An 18,445-nucleotide genomic window follows, 5' to 3' on the forward strand; every position below is an offset into this window, starting at 1 on the left:
CGAATTTATTATAGCGACAAAATTTAAGTAGTTAGGTGGAATTCGCTATTAGTATTGCAATGGTAGATGTAAAAGTAAAAATGAATGATCATGATCTAAATGACAGGGAAGTTAAAATCCTTGAAGTGTTCTTACTTAATTTAGCTGCTCAATCAAACGCTAGTTCAACTAAGATGGGAATGGCATTGAATCCTCTCGAAAAATTGGAACATGACGAGATTTTGCATTACCGGTTTGCCTGGCAAACTTCCATTTCTGAGGAATTGTATGGGGAATTCAAAGAGGGACTGGAGCGCAGATTCAGAGGCGCTTTTAAAATGTGTGACCTTCCAGTGGGTGAGTTGCTATTTAAGGAAAACGCATATATCGAAAGTACATAAAGGAAACAGTATTGGAAGTTATGGCGTCTTTTGTCGGATCGCATGTATTTACTAGTTTTTGGACAGTAAAGTGTACAGTTTGGATTGTATTTTTAATTTCCCGACAGTATCTAGTCCAATGAAAAGGACTAAAGACTAAACCAGTAAAAGGTGCTCATCCCCTTCCGGTGGCACCTTTTATCCTAACATTATTTCACAAACTCCTTAAGGTACTCATCTTTCGCCTTCTTCACCACACCACTCAAAAACACAATCCCAATTATATTCGGTACCACAATGAAGAATAGCAGCAAGTCCAACAGTTCCCATACAAACTTTAATCCCCCAACAGCACCAATAATAATTGCAGCTAAATAAACGAATCTCATAACATAACGCATTTTCCGACCGAATAATAATTCTGCTTGACTTTCCCCGTAGAAGATAATTACCCCAACGGTAGCCAAGACGAAGAACACTAGAAATACGGAAATGGAAAGGGAGCTGAGCCAATCTGGTAACGTAGTTTTCATTGCATAAGACACCATAGAAGCAGCTTTTTTCACGCCTACTTCTTTCCAGACATCTGTTATCAATACTGTAAGCCCGGTGAGGGTGCAAATGACCAAGGTATCGATAATTACCGCAATCATCCCCCAGAATGATTGTTTTACTGGTTGGTCCGTCTCAGCAGATGCGTAGGCGATTGCAGATGTCCCCATGCCGGCTTCGCTGGTGTATAGTCCGCGCGCCAGACCCCATCGCATAGTCTGAACGACAGTTGCTCCTGCAAAAACTCCCACAGCAGAAGTTGGAGTAAAAGCATCCTGAATAATTATGGAAAAAACTCCTGGAAGCTTGCCGATATTCATACAAATAATAGTTAATGTTAAGGCAACATAGCTAAGAACAAATATGGGAAGCAATCTTGAACTAATTTTACCGATACGATCTATGCCACCAAACACGATAAAGGCAGTAGCGATGGCCAAAGTAATTCCTACCACTAACAACGAGATATTGTATTCATTTTCCAATTGTACACTTACGCTATTGGACTGAACCATGACACTTGGTACCACCTCAAGCATCAATCCGAATGCATAAAACCAGCCAAGTTTGTCCCAGCGCAAGCCTTTGGAAAGATAGTAAAAAGGACCGCCAACCCATTTTCCCTCTTTATTTTTTTCACGGTATGTAATTCCTAATACAAGCTCTGCAAAAATGGTGGACATACCAATAAACGCTACAATCCACATCCAAAACAAAGCCCCTGGACCTCCAAAAGCGATCGCAACCGGAACACCGACAATATTGGTTGCACCAGCAGTGGCGCTTAATGCAGAAGTAAAAGCGGCAAACGGACTGATTCCTCCCGCTGAACCCTCTGTTTTTTTCCCTATTTGACCTAGTGTCATTTTTACAATATGAGGAAAGTAACGAAAAGGGAGAAAGCCAAGTCTGACGGTTAAAAAGAGTCCAGCAATCACAAAAAGAATGATCATCGGGAAACCCCAGATAAATTCAGTGAACGTCGATAGCATATGTTTCAATTATATTCCCCCCTCTAAACTATCTTTTTCAAAAGGGAGGAATCTATTCTATAAAATGAGGTTTAGGAATTTGGATAAAAACGGGAACGCGGAAGCTGTTAAAAAAATACCCGCACCAAAATTAACTGTTTTAAGTATTCTCTCCTTTATGAACGCACGGGCAAAATGAACGGTAAAAGCGATATTTAAATTCCAAAGAAAAACTCCGAGTAATAAGGAGAGGCAACCGATCAAAGCAATGATCCAACTCTTCTCGGAGAGGGATTGGATGGAAGAACCGAAAATTCCAAACCAGAATACAAAGTTTATTGGATTAAAGGCAGCAATGCTAAAACCGACAATGAACGAATTTCTCTGAGTGGGTTGTCCAAGTTCAAGAATTCTCCTTTTGGCAAATGATCCATAGATAGTGGTAATACCAAGGTATAGCAACAAGCTTCCTCCTATCCCATACATGCATAACTCCACCCATTCAATTTGGAGATAGGGAGCCATTCCAATTAAGATAATCAATAAAAAAATGATATCAGCAGTCATACCACCTAGTCCCACAAGCCATGATGCATAAAATCCAGATGAAATTCCTCGTTTAATCATCTCCAAATTTATTGGCCCAACTGGAGCGGCCAAGCTTATTCCAAGTACCATAAAGTGAAGGACGGTCCAAATAATATCCATGTGAATTACTCCTAACTACAAGACTTGTCCATAAATTTATATGTAAAAGTAAAGTCGTTTCATGCATAGATGGAGAGATTTGTTCGTATTTATAATTAGTACTTTGTTAAAGTAAAGGGGGAGAATGGATGCAGCAGTTAAATTTGGAGGCATTTTATTCACTAGAGAATATTCCTCCATGGGGAAGACATGTCTTCTCTGAATTTTCGAAGGATATGATATCGGAGAATCGTCCGTTTCCGTGTATATTTGGAGTAGAAGGATTTAAACAAGGTTCGCTCCGTTTTACGTTTATTGAAAGCCCAACTTGTCCCAATGCAATGGAGGATTTGGCTGATGCATTGAAGTTATATCTTGAAGAAGCGAGGGGACTTGGAAAAAACACCTCGTTTGTTGCTTTCTTTAAGCCAGAAAAGAAAAAAACGTTGGAAGAGTATGAAAAACAATTTTGGGGTATACTTCAACATCTCCATCAGTTGGATGAGAAGGAATGGCCGCAAAATATTCCAGCAGACCCAGATCATCATTTATGGGAATTTTCCTTTCATGATGAGCCCATATTCGTTGTATGTAACACTCCTGTACATGAAAAACGGGCAAGTAGGAAAGCTGCAACGTTTATGATTACTTTTCAGCCAAGATGGGTGTTTGACGGTATAAGTGGAGAAACCCAGATTGGAAAGTTGTTCCAAAAAACAGTGAGGGATCGTTTGGAAGTGTATGATAGTGTGCCTGCTCACCCTTCCCTTAATTGGTATGGTAAAACAGAGACAAGAGAATGGAGGCAGTACTTCTTAATGGATGATAATAATGTGGAAACTACAAAATGTCCGTTTCACGCGTCCTTGGAGAAAGAAAAAAGTAATACTGAAAAAGTTGCTTATTCTTTTTCCTCCGATTTTAAAGAATTTAAAGTAGAACGTGGGGTAGGTGGCAGCCTTGAAAAAGTAACGATGGAATTGTTACCAATCAAGGGAACAGGATATGTGGAAATTCAGAAAGATGAGCCATTCAAAGCCCATCCCACTCATACCCATCCAACAAACGAGGTCTTACATATACTGGATGGCAGTGTTTCAATGGAGGTGGGTGGTGATCTCATTACTTGTCAACAGGGGGATCGGATCTACTTACCAAAAGACACGGTACACGGTTCCTTAGCAGGAATTGATGGATGCTTATATGTCATTGCGGTTTTGAAATAACGTACTAACTCCATTCTCTATTATTGGAATGGAGTTTTTCTGTTTTAAGGGGAAAAATATATATAAGTGGGTATTCCATAACTTTCTAATGGTAGCTGAAACTTCCAATTATCTCGAAAGTATATATTTTGACATTGAGATATTCGTGTGTTAAAAATAATTAGTAATAAAATTCAACAAGAAGAAGGAGAGAGTTCTTCATGAATAACACAACTACTAAATCAGCCATACAAACGATGAAAGAACGTCATTCTGTACGTAAATATACACAATATGATATGCCGCAAAAGGATCTTCAAGACATATTAGAGGCAACCATTACGGCACCATCTTCATGGAACCTACAACATTGGAAGTTCCTCGTCATTCAATCCGATAGTCAGAAAGAAAAGCTACTACCAATTGCTTACAATCAACAGCAAGTAGTGGATAGTTCTATAACTATTGCAGTTTTAGGTGACCTAGAAGCTAATCATAATGCGGAAAAAGTATATGGAGAAGTGGTGAAGAAAGGTTTCATGACTCCAGAAGTTAAAGAAATCTTAACAAATCAAATTCATGGAGCATACACAAATGATCAGTTTGCGCGTGATGAAGCGGTTATGAACGGTGCACTTGCTTCTATGCAATTGATGCTAGCAGCAAAAGAAAAGGGTTATGACACCGTACCAATGGGTGGATTCGATAAAGTAGCATTCAGAAAAGAATTTAATATCCCTGAGCGCTATGTCCCTGTCATGTTAATATCTGTTGGAAAAGCGGCTGCAGAAGCACACGGTACATTGCGATTCCCACTTGACGAAGTTGTAACTTATGAAACGTTTTAAGTAGTTATGATCAAAAGGACTCACTTTCTTAGGAGGTGAGTCCTTTTGTGTTAGAGCTTCATATTACTTATATAAAAATTCAAACATGACTGGAAGCCTCTCGCGCCAAGCCGCTTCGTTATGAACGGCATCCTCCACAACATCAAAGCGCACGTTATCGATTTTCTCCACCAACAACTCATACACACTTTGACTGGAGTCGATGTAAATTTGATGATTGATAAATGAAGTATCTTCCTTTGTGCCAACATCCAAATAAAATCGTTCGACTTTACTTAAATCACGTTCTTTTATGTATGTTTCCATTTCACTTTGATTAATCCAATAGGCAGAAGACAGGGAAGCAATCTTCTTATAAATATGAGGGTATTTACATGCAGCGTAAGTGGAAATTAGTCCACCCATAGAGCTGCCAGCCATCGCAGTATCTTCCGGTAGTGTTCGATATTTTTCATCAATCAAGGGCTTTAATTCAAACGTTAGATAATCAATATATTCTTTGCCTTTACCACCTGTAAGGTTCTCATCATTGAAAAGCCTTTGTCCAAGTTCTTTATTTTCCCATGGCGCATATTCATTAAACCGCTCATAACCTTCATGATTGCAATCAATACCTACTACAATAATTTCAAGGTCTGACTGTTGTTCTAAATAATCCTTAATCCCCCAGCTCACTCCAAAGCTTGCTTCACTATCAATAAACAAGTTTTGTCCGTCGTGCATATACAAAACAGGATATCGCTTGTCGGATGTTTCGTATCCTTTAGGTAAGAGGACACTTACTCTTCGTTCAGATTGAAAAGGGGTGATACTAACGTTAAAATATTCAAGCATGATGTTACGCTCCTCCTTATTTATATTACTTTTATTATAGAAGTAAATATGAAAGGAAGGTAGAAAAATTTAGAGAGTACTTACCAACATAAAAGAAAGGACAGTGACATTCGCACCGTCCTCGTTTCATACTTACTTTAAATGTTTCTTCAATAATTCAATATGTTGCTTATGCTCATTCAATATAGACTGAACGATATTCCTGCTCTCCAAATCCAAATCACCCTTTACAAATTCGGCCATCATATCGGACCCAAATTCCTCGCCATGTATGGCACCATCAATAATGGCACGAGAATCCTTCGGGTAGCCTTTTACCTGTTGAACTCTTTCCTGAAAAGCTCCGACAAGGCCAACATCATCGACCGCCTCGCCTCCCAAGTTCTGAATTCTTTCTGCTACAAAAATAGCATGCATCTTATGGTTCTGCTGAATTGTCTGTAAATCCTTCTTTATCGCAGCATCCTCTGTGTTTTTAATATAATGTTCATATGCATGAATGCCCATAAATTCGCCTTCCAAAAAAGCATTCAATTCCTTAATTTGCTCGTCCATTTCTTTCACTCCTTCCAATTTGTCGCTACCTTTATGATTCAATTAACAATAGGAAATTATTCTTAGGAACAAAAAAGGAACAACCATTGGTATGATTGCTCCTTAGGAATTATTTATTGATTCCAAATCCAATTTCGTCCAAAAATTCATCAATCGCCTTTTCGTATTCCTCGCGGTTATCAGAGTAACTCATCGCATGCATCCCGTTTCTTGCGACATATAGTTGTTTTTTCCCTTTCTTCTTTTCGAAAAGTTGCTGGGTCATCATAATGGGAATAAAGTCGTCCGGTTCACTGTGGATAAACAGGACTGGATTTTCAATATTTTCTATAACATTGATAGGTGAGACATCTCGGATGGAGTACTTATCTCTTATGCGTAAAAAAGTATTGGCAATTGGAATAACAAGCTGCTTAGGAATCTTGAAATCCGCTTTTAATCGATAGGTCAATTGTTCCTCCAGATCAGAAAACGGACAGTCAGCTATATAAAAATCAGCACCGTCCTCAATGGCTCCTGCATACATCAATAGCGTAGCAGCACCCATTGATTCCCCATGTATACCTACGATTGCGTCACTTCCTGCATGTTCACGAACCCAATCTACGACGGCTTTTAAATCGTGCTTTTCATAAAATCCATAGCTTGTTGTCTTTCCACCGGATTTGCCATGTCTTCGGTGATCATATAAAACGACATTCCAGCCTCTTTCCAGAAAGATATTCATGTATTTAATGGAATTGAGGGTGTTCTGAGTCACACCATGACTGAAAATCATATAACGAGCAGACCCTGGTACATCAAACATTTCCCCGTAAATATTGTAGCCAAGGGGAGAGGGGATAGTAAGTTCTCGTTTTGGCAATTTGATATATAGGTCTTCTTTAAAGTGTCCGAGCAGTTTTTCCCGCTGTAAAATTTCTTCATTTGTTTTTTTACGAATGTACATTACTTTATTGGTAAAGAAAATGCCGATAAATAGAATGTAGGAAAGTAAAATGCCCATAACAATTAAAATACGTTTTAGCTGTTTCACCGAAAAACCTCCAAAAAGGATATATATACCATAGTTTATCATTTGGATTAGTCAGAAGGAAATGAGAGGGAGGAAAATTTTCTTAAAGATGATCATTTGTTTATGATATGCTTTTGAGAAAAGAGGTGTATAAGAGATGCAAGTAAATCAAAATCAACGATTATCTTCCAAACAAGCTGCAAAGAAAATTGTAGATAAATATTTTCCTGATTGTGAAGGAGCCATACTTGCTGGCAGTGTGGTGCGTGGTCAGGAAAGCGCAACATCTGACTTGGATATTGTGGTCTTTGATCAAAAGATACCTGATTCTTATAGAGAATCTTTTGTCGAGTTTGGATGGCCGGTTGAACTATTCTGTCATAATCTTGAGTCCTATCAAACCTTTTTTAAAAGCGATTGTGAAAGGGCAAGACCAAGTTTGCCAAGGATGATTTCAGAGGGGATTGTTCTCAAGGATAACGGTATTTTAGATGGTATTAAACAAGAATCGGAAACACTTTTACATGCAGGTCCAGAAAAATGGGACACTGCAACAATTAAGTTGAAACAATATTTTCTTACGGATGTACTTGATGATTTTATTGGGACTTCAAATCGATCGGAAGCAATATTTATTGCTGGGACCCTTGCTGAGCTTGCGGCGGAATTTACATTAAGAACCAATAATAGGTGGATTGGTTCCTCCAAATGGGTTATTCGTTCTCTTGTTGAATACGATGAGAACTTCGCAGAAGCATTTACGCAAGCGTTTGATTTATTTTATAGTAAGAATGATAAAAGCAAGGTAATACATATTGTGAAGAGTATATTAGAACCGTATGGTGGTAGGTTGTTTGATGGTTTTTCACTAGGTAAGGATCAATAAGTGTTATACTAGCACTAAAACTTTTTAGATTGGGTGTGTAACCAAGATGAAAATATCAGACCTACATCATGTCAGCTTAGCAGTCAATAATATTGTAAAGGCAAAACACTTTTATGGAACACTTCTTGGGTTTCCAGAGTTAAAACGACCAGACTTTGATTTTCCTGGAGCATGGTATCAGGTGGGGAATGCGCAACTTCATTTAATTGAAAATAAACAGGCAGAAACGCTGAGGCACCAAAAAAATATCGATAGTAGAGATGGACATTTTGCCATCAGAGTAAAAGATTATTATCATACGGTAGAATTTTTACAAAGCAAAGGTATTGAAATAATACAAAAACCAAATAGTAAAAGCAGTTTTGCACAAATCTTTTGTATGGATCCCTCCAATAATTTGATTGAATTCAATGTAGATCAGAAGGACTTACATGGAAAGGAGTAGTCGCTTTTTAACTACTCCCTTTCTTTTGGCAAACATAGACCATTTGAGGACTTTTTGCGGTTAATGAACTTTTGTTCCAGTCTCCGTATTCATGCAACACCTCAAATCCATGTTCATTTAAAAGCCGGCGCATCTCCATTGGGAAGACGTAACGTAATGAAATTTTATCTTTCTCAATTGACTCTAAATTTGTCCCCTTAAAAAATCTCCTTTCTGTCTCGCAGTGAAGTATCTGTGTCATGGGCTCATGATACTCGGCCACCTGCATACCATTAGAGTGCTTAAAATGCTCTTCATACTTATCCACTTTTCCTAACTCATCCATAATCGGATTTCTTGTATCAAAAATGAATATTCCCCGATCTTCTAGATGCCGGTGGATGGATTGAAAAAATGCATTTTGTATCTCATTGGTCAAGAAATGTTGAAAGGAGTTACCGCTCATGAACATTAACTTAGTTGATTGTTTAAGAGTTAACTGCGTGCAATCCTGTAAGAACCATTGAATGGAGAGATTCTTATTAATAGCTTTGGTTTTAGCTCGTTCGAGCATCCCCCTATGAATGTCCACACCAATGATTCTATGTCCCTTTTCAGCCAGTGGAATAGTCAATCTTCCGGTTCCACACGCCAATTCAATCATAGGGCAACTTTCCGGTGCCCATTCGATAATCAATGGCAAATCTACTAAATAGTTTTCATGTTTTCGATCATACTCCATAGCGTCTGCGTATTTCCCAAGGTTTTCTTTGAAGATACTATTCATCATGCCACCCTTTTGTTTCTTAAAACTGTAATAAACCCATTTAAAATGTCATGACTTACATAAAAGCCCTTTCGTTTATAAAACTCAAGTGCTTGCTCATTTCCATTGGAAACAAAGATAAAATAATCTTCCACTTTATTGAAACTCTGCAGCCAATCCATCGACATGGCAAATAGCTTTGAACCAATTCCGTATTTGCGATATTTATCCTTTATGTAGAATTGAGACAAGCAACCAACATGTGTGTTCTCCACGGTATTCATATCAAAAAAAGTGGCAAAATCAGACGAATAGACTTCTTTTGGAGAAATGTTCGAATAAACATATCCAATCACTTCATCCCGATCTTTAACTACCACCACATAATTGTGTTGAGCTTTTTTTACTGACGGAATTAATCGCGTTTCATATGTCATGTCGTCAAAACGCTCTGGTGTAATATACGCCAATGATTTCTGGTACACCATAAGCTCATTACAAATCTCTTTACAAGTTTCTAACCTATCAATTGGTACTATTTCATATGTAAAATTCACTTTTATCACCCCATTGAAACATTATAATATAAAAAAAGTGAAAATTCTCTACTTTCTCTATCTATGTTGTGGCTATAATAAGAGAGAGAACTTTATTCGGCTAGGGAAATCCTATCCAGAGGGAGGAAGCATGAAACTAGGAGCATTTTCAGTCAGTTTAACGGTTAAAGACATACATAAATCAAAAGAATTTTATGAGTGTCTCGGCTTTGAAGTATTTGGAGGGGAAATCAGCCAAAACTGGTTGATTATGAAAAATGAAGATTGTATTATCGGTCTTTTTCAAGGGATGTTTGAGAAAAATATTTTGACATTCAATCCAGGCTGGAATCAAAATGCAGAGAACGTGGATGCATTTACGGATGTCAGAGACCTTCAAAAGAGTCTTAAAGGAAAAGGAATCAAGATTCTTACAGAAGCAGACGAATCCACTGAGGGACCAGCCAGTTTCACCATTGAAGATCCAGACGGCAATCCTATCTTAATTGATCAACATAGATAAAAAAGTCGACTTGTAAAGGGGGGATATCCCTTATCAAGTCGACTTTGTTATTTTTAACGATTTATAATTTCATCCCAACTATTTACCATGTTCCAAGAAAATTTAGGCAGCATCGCAAAAACGTTTTGGTCGGTTAATGCAGCCGCAACCATAATAGTTGTGAGAAATATTCCTGTCATTAAAATTAGTAATACGTATGTTTCCATAGACTTTTTGAGCTCAGTTTTCTGGTTCAATGACTTTCCTCTTTTCAGTGATTTAGTTTTATTTAGTATTTAAATCACTGAAAAAGATAGATAACTCCCCTGAAAAAAGTATGGGGTAAGGTATAGGTGGGGATTTGCTAAGTTATTCCTTCTGATTGAATGCTTGTATGGAAATTGATGAATTTCTATTAATTTTGAAGGTGAGGATTGAAAAATAAAGTCCTTTTTCTTTTTTTGCCAGACAAAAGTACCCGGAGCCTGAACTACCGGTTCAATCTGCATATCACTATGAGATGTTATGGTATCACTGGGTAATGGAAAAGAATGTGCTACTTCTCCATACGCCAAATAAGGAAAGGAAAGAAATAAGGTAGCTATTATTATGTAAAAGTGTTTTACCATCAAGATCACTTTCCTGCCAGGTTTTAAGAAACATTCTACTCCCATAAATTGAAGAAAGCAATATATTGAGGATTGTAATGTGAAATAAAAAATATGTAATTTTATGTTAAAGTTGATATAGATTAATAGAAAATGAATAATGGGAAGTTTGGATGGTTGATGGTGTTCTTACAAATAAAGAGCTGGAGGGAAGAGAGGGTTGGAATGGGAGAAGGAATAATTGATGCTATTCCTTCTCTTTTTTATTCTTGTTACGTGTAAAGGAAGTAGCAATTGCAGCGAAAATATCACCTAGCAGTGTTAAAAGTGCAGCCAATGTTTAAACACCTCATTTAGTCTGTTTTAAATCCATAATTTTCACTCAATTATAACATAAGTATTACAGGGGTATTGGACATAATTTGGAGATTTTCTAAGTGGGAGATGAAGAAAGTGCTAAGAGGAAGTGCAGTAGTATAAAAATATTATGGACCGTTATTTAGTAATAAGGGATAATATTATGTCCATACGATAGTAAAGGGGATGTGTGTAATTGATTAAAGTTATGGAGCATGAAATTCCTTTCATGAGAGAAGCAAACAGGATACAACAGCTTACCAAGGGGTTTTCGAACGATCAGAAGTTCGTAATTGATGATAAGTACCTTATTCGACTGTTTCCTTTAGAAGACGCAGATCATAGAAGGAAAGAATTTGAAACTATTACTATGTTATCCTCCCTTTCGGATTTTCTGCCAGAAGCCATCGAATTTGGCGAACAGGAAGCGCGAGGGTTAGCTTATATGGTATTGACATATCTGCCTGGTAAGGATGGGGAAGAGGCGTTAAGTAGTTTGACAGAAATAGAGCAGTATCATGTTGGGTTTCAAGCAGGGAAAGAACTAAAAAAATTGCATGAGTATCCTGCTCCTGAAGGAACTGAACCATGGAACATACATAAAAAAAGAAAAAGTGATAGATACATAAAAGAATTAAAGCTACTAAAAGAAATAGACACCTTAGTTATTAGTAAACTTATAAGCTATATAAAATCAAATGAGTACTTAATGGATGGCCGCCCTAACAGATTCCAGCATGATGATTTTCACCCTTGCAATATCATCGTAAAGGAGAAGAAGTTCACTGGATTTATTGATTTTCAGAGGATGGATTGGGGAGATCCTATTCATGACTTACAAAAACTCGGCTTTTTTGGTGTGAAGGTGAGTGTACCTTTTTCCATTGGTGCCATTGATGGATATAATGGCGGACAGGAAATCAGTGAGGAATTTTGGCAGCTATTTGCCCTCTATAGTGCGATGCATGTAGTTTCATCATTTGTGTGGGGGAAGAAAATGGGAGAAGAGCAGTATGATCTATTGTCCAGGTATGCAATGGATGTATGGAGGGATCATGATGAATTTAGGGAGAACATTCCTCGTTGGTATAGGGAGATTCGGTAATTTTAGCTTGGGAGTATGGCTGTATTGGACAGATCTATAGATTTGGAAGGTGGTTTGGTCAAATAGAGCGCTTCTATTAGACAGAACTGTAAGTTTGGAAGGTGGTTTGGTCGAATAGAGCGCTTCTATTAGACAGAACTGTAGGTTTGGAAGGTGGTTTGGTCAAATAGAGCGCTTCTATTAGACAGTTCTATAGGTTTGAAAGGTGGTTTGGTCAAATAGAGCGCTTCTATTAGACGGAACTGTAAGTTTGGAAGGTGGTTTGGTCGAATAGAGCGCTTCTATTAGACAGAACTGTAGGTTTGGAAGGTGGTTTGGTCGAATAGAGCGCTTCTATTAGACAGAACTGTAAGTTTGGAAGGTGGTTTGGTCAAATAGAGCGCTTCTATTAGACAGAACTATAGGTTTGGAAGGTGGTTTGGTCAAATAGAGCGCTTCTATTAGACAGAACTATAGGTTTGGAAGGTGGTTTGGTCAAATAGAGCGCTTTTATTGGACAGTTCTTTAGGTTTGGAAGGTGGTTTGGTCGAATAGAATGGAAAAAGAAGTTCTTCACTGAAGAACCCCTCCTGAATGATTCTATTTCTTCTTCTTTTTCGATAAGTCCACAAATCCTTTTTTTACGACTTTCTCTAAAGCAACGTGAACTTTAATATGTCGGTCATCAACATGATTTACACTGAGGACTTTCCCTTTGCGCCCCTTTATCTTCAATTCCTCATCCACGTTCGGCAGCTCTTTCCGATACTGACTTAAAACTACATTCTTATTTTCCATGAAGTAAACGAAATACATAGAGAACTCACCTGTTTCATTTTAGAATGGGTTATAGGAGCTTGCTCTTATAACACTTTTTACAAATTATGTTTGGAAACATTGTTTTAGACCTCATTTGGAGGTACGGTTGGTGGAATTGAAATGATTATTAGGGAGTGTTGATATTGGTTCATGCGTTTGCACTTTTTATCATTGCTGGTATAGCGGAAATTGGTGGGGGCTATTTGATCTGGCTGTGGCTTAGGGAGGGGAAATCTGCGTATTTGGGATTGGCTGGAGGAATTGCATTGGCGTTATATGGTGTGTTGGCAACGTTTCAAAGTTTTCCTTCATTTGGGAGAGTTTATGCTGCTTATGGCGGTGTATTTATCATACTTTCAGTACTTTGGGGATGGGGAGTGGATAGGAAGACCCCGGATTTCTTCGATTGGATCGGAGCAGGTATCTGCTTGGTGGGAGTTTCAGTCATGTTATTTGCACCAAGAAGTTAATGAGGAGAATGAGGACAAAGTTTGGATAATTGCGGAGTTGCCGGGGTTCATAGGAGGTCAATGAGGACAATGTTAGCATGAATTAGGAGTTGCCGGGGTTCATAGAAGGTCAATGAGGACAATGTTAGCATGAATTAGGAGTCGCCGGGGTTCATAGGAGGTCAATGAGGACATTCTTTACATAAATCATGAGTTGCCGGGGTTCATAGAAGGTCAATGGGGATGATCTTAACATAAATTCTCAGTTGCCGTGGTTCATAGGAAGTCAATAAAGACAAAGTTAGCTTGAAACACAAGAAACTGGCATCAAACGCCAAAAAAGAAAGAAACTGCACCACTGCAGTTTCCATCAAAAATTATTGCTCCGAATTCTGACGCTTTGTCGGATGGTTTGCGCGTTCCACTTCTTCCGCAGAAACAACTTGCTTTACGCTCTGAGCGTTAGGCTGTCCCTTTTGGCTGGGACCATTATGGTTATTATGCTTGGACATAGAGGTCTCTCCCTTCCTTATTCTCCCTAATTAATGTGAGTAAGGAAGCAATGATTTATACACCAGGAGGGACAGCTGTTCCATTCGCTTGTACAAGTTTATAATATTGGCTTTCATATTGTTTATCCAGATGAGGAAGGAGATTCTCCAATGCTCTAACAATCCGTTTCAAATTGATACCAGTATCAATGCCCATTTGTTCAAGCATATAGACAACGTCCTCTGTTGCAACATTTCCGGATGCACCAGGTGCAAACGGACATCCCCCTAGGCCGCCTGCTGATGTGTCAAATCTATCTACGCCAGCTTGAAGTGCAGCAAAAATATTAGCCAAAGCCATACCGCGGGTGTTATGAAAATGAGCGGTTAACATTACGTCAACTAGTTCCTCTTTCAAAACAGAGAAAAGCTGAAAGGATTCCTTTGGATTCGCCATTCCAATAGTATCTGCAACACTTAATTCATCCACTCCAAAAGAAACAAATCGCTTACATAATGAAACGACATCCTTCATCTCAACTTTCCCTTCATATGGACAATAAAAAGAAGTTGAGATACACGCACGAACAAAGAATCCCTGTTCTTTTAATTCTTTTACTAAAGGTTCCAATTCCACCAAGCTTTCCTCGGTAGTTTTATTAATATTTTTCTTATTAAATGTATCGCTTACACCTACAAACACAGCGGCATTTTTACATGAAGTGCTTTTTAATCTCTCAATGCCTTTCTGGTTTGGTACCAACACAAAATTTCTAGTCTCCCTATCATTGCAACTTTCGATGATAGAAGCGGCATCTGACATTTGTGGTACCCACCTTGGAGAGACAAAGGAGGTTAGCTCCATCTCTGGAATACCTGATTTTTTTAATTCCGTAATAAATTCAATTTTCGCATCCGTCGGTACAAATGTTTTCAAATTTTGCAATCCATCACGTGGACCGACTTCAATAATGGTTGCTTTGGACGGCAATTTCATCGTTGTTCCCCCTTCACAATAATTTCTCCCATCTTTAATTTTATGGAATAGAGGGTACTAAAAGCAAGAATAATAGAAATTTTATAAAAAAAGAAGGATTTTCGACATGAATCTAGAAATTAATCAGTCGAGAGGAGAGGATATCATGTCGAATAAAGATGTAGTCATTGTAAGCGCTGTCAGAACAGCGATTGGAAGTTTTGGTGGGGTATTTAAAGATGTTTCCGCTCCACAGTTAGGGTCAGTAGTAATTAAAGAAGCGCTCGCAAAAGCCGGGCTTGCACCAGATAGTGTTGATGAAGTAATCATGGGGAATGTGCTGCAGGCAGGACTTGGACAAAATCCTGCAAGACAAGCGGCGATGGCAGCTGGACTGCCGCAAGAAGTGTCCTCTATGACAATTAATAAAGTTTGCGGTTCAGGTCTTAAAGCAGTACATCTTGCCACACAAGCAATCCTTGCTGGAGATGCTGACATAGTAGTTGCAGGTGGTATGGAAAATATGTCTCAGGCCCCTTACCTGTTAAAAGGTGCACGTGACGGATTTAGAATGGGAGACCAAAAGGTAGTGGACAGCATGGTAGCGGATGGACTAACTTGTGTTTTCAATGATTACCATATGGGTGTCACTGCCGAAAACCTTTGCGATAAATACGAGTTAACGCGAGAAGAACAAGATGAATTTGCTGCTAACAGTCAACAAAAAGCAGTACAGGCAATCGAAGACGGTAAGTTCAAAGATGAGATTGTTCCTGTAGAAGTAAAGAAGAAAAAAGAAATCCTGACGATAGATACAGACGAATATCCTAGAAAAGGAACCACAGCTGAAAAGCTTGGCGGGCTGCGTCCTGCTTTTAAAAAGGATGGTTCAGTAACTGCTGGTAATGCATCTGGGATAAATGACGGAGCTGCGGCTGTGGTGGTAATGAGCAAGGAGAAGGCGGAGGAGCTTGGAATCAAACCGCTAGTTAAGATTGTGGCAAATGCAAGCAGTGGGGTAGATCCAAGTATCATGGGTATCGGACCTGTTACAGCCGTGAAAAAAGCGATGGAAAAAGGCGGACAGTCCATGGAAGATATGGACCTCGTAGAAGCAAACGAAGCTTTTGCCGCTCAGGCACTTGCGGTCGGCAGGGAATTGCAGTTCGATCCTGAAAAGCTGAATGTTAATGGCGGTGCAATCGCACTTGGTCACCCGATAGGTGCTAGTGGAACTAGAATTTTAGTAACACTTATCCACGAAATGAAACGCCGTGACGCAAAAAAAGGACTTGCAACACTATGTATTGGCGGCGGACAAGGTGTCGCTACAATTGTTGAAAACATATAAAGAGAGAGGTGCAACTTAAGATGAAACCAATTTATACATCCTTTACAGAAGCGGTAAAAGACATTCATGATGGAGCTACCATCATGGTCGGCGGATTTGGATTGTGCGGCATTCCGGAAAACTTAATTCTTGCACTTGTGGAAACAGGGGTAAAAGATTTAACGGTCATTTCCAATAACTGCGGTGTTGATGAATGGGGTCTTGGACTTCTATTGAAGAACAAACAGATTAAGAAAATGATTGGCTCGTATGTTGGGGAAAACAAAGAGTTTGAACGTCAAGTATTGTCTGGCGAGCTAGAAGTAGAGTTAACACCACAAGGTACACTTGCTGAGAAGATTAGGGCAGGCGGAGCTGGAATACCTGCATTCTACACACCAGCGGGAGTTGGAACACCAATTGCTGAAGGCAAGGAAGTCCGTGAATTTAACGGAAAAGAATACTTGCTTGAAGAAGCTTACAGTGCTGATTTCAGTTTAGTGAGAGCGACCAGGGCTGATAAAATGGGGAACCTCATTTACAACAAAACGGCTCGAAACTTTAACCCAATGATTGCTGCAGCTGGTAAAGTAACCATTGCCGAAGTGGAAGAGCTGGTAGAGATTGGTGACTTGGATCCAAACTTGATTCAGACACCAAGCATCTATGTTCAACGACTAATCGTAGGTCAGCAAGAAAAGAAAATTGAACGTGTTACCACAAGAGACTAGCAAGGAGGGGAACAAACGATGACAACTATAAATAACCGCGAAAAAATAGCAAAAAGAGCAGAAAAAGAGATCGAGAACGGCTACTATGTGAACCTTGGAATCGGGATGCCCACTCTTGTGGCGAATTACATATCCGACAACAAGCAGGTAGTCCTGCAATCAGAAAACGGCCTATTAGGCATCGGGCCATACCCGACAAAAGAGAATGTGGATGCAGACCTTATCAATGCTGGAAAAGAAACCGTAACGGCCATCCCTGGAGCAGCCTACTTTGACAGCGCTGAATCATTTGCGATGATTCGTGGTGGCCATGTTAACATCGCGATCTTAGGTGGCATGGAAGTGAGCGAAAATGGTGACCTTGCCAATTGGATGATCCCAGGAAAAATGATCAAAGGCATGGGCGGCGCAATGGACCTTGTGCACGGTGCTGAACGTATCATTGTCATTATGGATCACGTCAATAAAGCCGGTGAAGCAAAAATCTTAAAAAATTGCACATTGCCTTTGACCGGTAAAGGTGTGGTGGACCGAATTATCACTGATCGTGCAGTAATGGATGTAACAGATCAGGGCTTAAAGCTTGTGGAAGTGGCAAGCGGGTATACGGTGGAGGATATCCAGAATTCGACAGAGCCGACGCTGATTGTGGATGAGCATGTGAAGTTAGAGGCTTTTTAGGATTCAGCTATAAAGCTAACAGGAGGGAGCAGTCATCCTTCCTGTTTTTTTATTAGGAACAATATTTTTACCTTCTAACATACAGAACAACTATTGCCAAAATAATTAGTCCTCCCAGAATGAATGGACCTACACCCGAACTATAAACAACATAGATCCGTACGTGATGGACAACATTAACAACAAGAATTAGCAATAGCAAAATACCTAAAAATATGATCAATTGTTTATTTTTATTCCTGTACAAAGCAGTCAACCCCTTAGTTGAAGCTTGTGTAATAATTAGGCGGAAATAGCTCCTTATAAAAAACTATGTTCATTCAATCTTGTATTATTCTGAAAGTTACATTCGGGTCTTTTTGCCTATATAATGACAATGTTTTGTACATGCTAATTAATAAGCATGCTATAATAAGGTAAAGGGAGGTGAGCTAAAGTGGAAAATGAACTGTTAAAACAAATCTTGCAAGGAATCAATGAGATGAAAACAGACATTAGCACGTTGAAAAGTGATGTTAGCACATTGAAGAGTGATGTAGATACGCTTAAAGTCGAGTTTAAACAATATAAAGATGAATACAGGCGTGATATGAAAAAGATCGATTTACGACTTAACGCCACAAACGAAAGACTCGATTCGTTTAAGTTTGATACAGATCTTCTGATTGAGAAAAACGCCAAATTGGAATTTAGGATCAATAGGTTAGAGAAAAATACAGAAGTTTAATGTTTCCTCAAGTCCAATCCCCTAATTCCTTCGCCACTAAAATGTAAATCTA

General features: G+C 38.9%; 23 protein-coding genes. 12 read left to right on the plus strand and 11 right to left on the minus strand.

The features are described from left to right. Nucleotides 1–35: 35 nt before the first annotated feature. The gene (locus FZC76_RS11065) at nt 36–380 is read left to right on the plus strand and encodes a hypothetical protein (protein ID WP_148988246.1); all 345 of its coding nucleotides are present in this window, start codon (nt 36–38) and stop codon (nt 378–380) included. 188 nt (nt 381–568) lie between these two features. Here the strand turns inward: FZC76_RS11065 and FZC76_RS11070 are convergent, their stop codons facing one another. Both FZC76_RS11070 and FZC76_RS11075 read right to left on the minus strand, forming a co-directional pair. Further along, nucleotides 569–1,903 (minus strand): alanine/glycine:cation symporter family protein, encoded by a 1,335-nt coding sequence (locus FZC76_RS11070; protein ID WP_148988473.1) that lies wholly within the window; start codon nt 1,901–1,903, stop codon nt 569–571. 57 nt (nt 1,904–1,960) lie between these two features. Then, a complete protein-coding gene (locus FZC76_RS11075) occupies nt 1,961–2,590 on the minus strand; it encodes a LysE family translocator (protein WP_148988247.1) in 630 nt (209 codons plus the stop codon). Nucleotides 2,591–2,718: 128 nt separating this feature from the next. Here FZC76_RS11075 and FZC76_RS11080 point away from each other — a divergent pair, with 128 nt between their 5' ends. Together FZC76_RS11080 and FZC76_RS11085 are read left to right on the plus strand one after the other, a co-directional pair. Further along, entirely contained in the window at nt 2,719–3,795 is a 1,077-nt protein-coding gene (locus FZC76_RS11080) for a YqcI/YcgG family protein (RefSeq protein WP_187442041.1), read from the plus strand. Between the two features lie 200 nt (nt 3,796–3,995). Continuing rightward, nucleotides 3,996–4,622 (plus strand): nitroreductase family protein, encoded by a 627-nt coding sequence (locus FZC76_RS11085; RefSeq protein WP_148988248.1) that lies wholly within the window; start codon nt 3,996–3,998, stop codon nt 4,620–4,622. A gap of 63 nt (nt 4,623–4,685) precedes the next feature. Here FZC76_RS11085 and FZC76_RS11090 read toward each other — a convergent pair whose 3' ends face one another. The 3 genes from FZC76_RS11090 to FZC76_RS11100 form a co-directional block, all read right to left on the minus strand. Further along, a complete protein-coding gene (locus tag FZC76_RS11090) occupies nt 4,686–5,456 on the minus strand; it encodes an alpha/beta hydrolase (protein ID WP_148988249.1) in 771 nt (256 codons plus the stop codon). Between the two features lie 132 nt (nt 5,457–5,588). Continuing rightward, on the minus strand, nt 5,589–6,011 hold the full coding sequence (locus FZC76_RS11095; RefSeq protein WP_148988250.1) for a ferritin-like domain-containing protein: 423 nt from the start codon (nt 6,009–6,011) through the stop codon (nt 5,589–5,591). Nucleotides 6,012–6,120: 109 nt separating this feature from the next. After that, nucleotides 6,121–7,089, minus strand: a complete 969-nt coding sequence (locus FZC76_RS11100) for an alpha/beta hydrolase (protein ID WP_392396832.1) — start codon at nt 7,087–7,089, stop codon at nt 6,121–6,123. A gap of 94 nt (nt 7,090–7,183) precedes the next feature. Between FZC76_RS11100 and FZC76_RS11105 the strand changes: the two genes are divergently transcribed. Continuing rightward, nucleotides 7,184–7,912, plus strand: a complete 729-nt coding sequence (locus FZC76_RS11105) for a nucleotidyltransferase domain-containing protein (RefSeq protein ID WP_148988251.1) — start codon at nt 7,184–7,186, stop codon at nt 7,910–7,912. Between the two features lie 46 nt (nt 7,913–7,958). Then, nucleotides 7,959–8,357, plus strand: coding sequence for a VOC family protein (locus tag FZC76_RS11110; RefSeq protein ID WP_148988252.1), 399 nt, complete (start codon nt 7,959–7,961; stop codon nt 8,355–8,357). Nucleotides 8,358–8,364: 7 nt separating this feature from the next. On the opposite strand, the gene FZC76_RS11115 is transcribed toward FZC76_RS11110, so the two are convergent. Together FZC76_RS11115 and FZC76_RS11120 are read right to left on the minus strand one after the other, a co-directional pair. After that, on the minus strand, nt 8,365–9,126 hold the full coding sequence (locus tag FZC76_RS11115; RefSeq protein ID WP_148988253.1) for a class I SAM-dependent methyltransferase: 762 nt from the start codon (nt 9,124–9,126) through the stop codon (nt 8,365–8,367). Continuing rightward, nucleotides 9,123–9,659, minus strand: coding sequence for a GNAT family N-acetyltransferase (locus FZC76_RS11120; RefSeq protein ID WP_148988254.1), 537 nt, complete (start codon nt 9,657–9,659; stop codon nt 9,123–9,125). Before FZC76_RS11120 ends, FZC76_RS11115 begins: the two co-directional genes overlap by 4 nt. 130 nt (nt 9,660–9,789) lie before the next feature. Between FZC76_RS11120 and FZC76_RS11125 the strand changes: the two genes are divergently transcribed. Further along, nucleotides 9,790–10,161: a VOC family protein gene (locus FZC76_RS11125; protein ID WP_148988255.1), complete on the plus strand. Its 372-nt coding sequence runs from the start codon at nt 9,790–9,792 to the stop codon at nt 10,159–10,161. A 53-nt stretch (nt 10,162–10,214) separates the two neighbouring features. Here the strand turns inward: FZC76_RS11125 and FZC76_RS11130 are convergent, their stop codons facing one another. Next, nucleotides 10,215–10,397: a hypothetical protein gene (locus tag FZC76_RS11130; protein ID WP_148988256.1), complete on the minus strand. Its 183-nt coding sequence runs from the start codon at nt 10,395–10,397 to the stop codon at nt 10,215–10,217. Between the two features lie 904 nt (nt 10,398–11,301). Between FZC76_RS11130 and FZC76_RS11135 the strand changes: the two genes are divergently transcribed. Further along, nucleotides 11,302–12,210: an aminoglycoside phosphotransferase family protein gene (locus FZC76_RS11135; RefSeq protein WP_148988257.1), complete on the plus strand. Its 909-nt coding sequence runs from the start codon at nt 11,302–11,304 to the stop codon at nt 12,208–12,210. A 579-nt stretch (nt 12,211–12,789) separates the two neighbouring features. On the opposite strand, the gene FZC76_RS11140 is transcribed toward FZC76_RS11135, so the two are convergent. Further along, nucleotides 12,790–13,005 (minus strand): hypothetical protein, encoded by a 216-nt coding sequence (locus tag FZC76_RS11140; protein ID WP_148988258.1) that lies wholly within the window; start codon nt 13,003–13,005, stop codon nt 12,790–12,792. 146 nt (nt 13,006–13,151) lie between these two features. Between FZC76_RS11140 and FZC76_RS11145 the strand changes: the two genes are divergently transcribed. Beyond that, complete coding sequence (locus tag FZC76_RS11145) at nt 13,152–13,478, plus strand: YnfA family protein (RefSeq protein ID WP_148988259.1); 327 nt, start codon at nt 13,152–13,154, stop codon at nt 13,476–13,478. A 356-nt stretch (nt 13,479–13,834) separates the two neighbouring features. Here the strand turns inward: FZC76_RS11145 and FZC76_RS23460 are convergent, their stop codons facing one another. Next, nucleotides 13,835–13,969 carry a hypothetical protein gene (locus tag FZC76_RS23460; RefSeq protein ID WP_262372548.1) on the minus strand — a complete coding sequence of 45 codons (135 nt, stop codon included), beginning with the start codon at nt 13,967–13,969 and terminating at the stop codon, nt 13,835–13,837. Nucleotides 13,970–14,024: 55 nt separating this feature from the next. After that, nucleotides 14,025–14,945: a hydroxymethylglutaryl-CoA lyase gene (locus tag FZC76_RS11150; protein ID WP_148988260.1), complete on the minus strand. Its 921-nt coding sequence runs from the start codon at nt 14,943–14,945 to the stop codon at nt 14,025–14,027. 145 nt (nt 14,946–15,090) lie between these two features. Between FZC76_RS11150 and FZC76_RS11155 the strand changes: the two genes are divergently transcribed. The 4 genes from FZC76_RS11155 to FZC76_RS11170 all read left to right on the plus strand — a co-directional run bounded on the left by FZC76_RS11155 (nt 15,091) and on the right by FZC76_RS11170 (nt 18,393). Further along, entirely contained in the window at nt 15,091–16,275 is a 1,185-nt protein-coding gene (locus FZC76_RS11155; protein ID WP_148988261.1) for an acetyl-CoA C-acetyltransferase, read from the plus strand. A 20-nt stretch (nt 16,276–16,295) separates the two neighbouring features. Further along, nucleotides 16,296–16,985, plus strand: a complete 690-nt coding sequence (locus tag FZC76_RS11160; protein WP_148988262.1) for a CoA transferase subunit A — start codon at nt 16,296–16,298, stop codon at nt 16,983–16,985. Between the two features lie 18 nt (nt 16,986–17,003). Then, complete coding sequence (locus FZC76_RS11165) at nt 17,004–17,666, plus strand: CoA transferase subunit B (protein ID WP_148988263.1); 663 nt, start codon at nt 17,004–17,006, stop codon at nt 17,664–17,666. A gap of 436 nt (nt 17,667–18,102) precedes the next feature. Next, a complete protein-coding gene (locus FZC76_RS11170; RefSeq protein WP_148988264.1) occupies nt 18,103–18,393 on the plus strand; it encodes a hypothetical protein in 291 nt (96 codons plus the stop codon). Nucleotides 18,394–18,445 lie beyond the last annotated feature (52 nt).

The organism is Sutcliffiella horikoshii (assembly GCF_008180725.1).
Taxonomy (GTDB): Bacteria; Bacillota; Bacilli; order Bacillales; family Bacillaceae_I; genus Sutcliffiella_A; species Sutcliffiella_A horikoshii_B.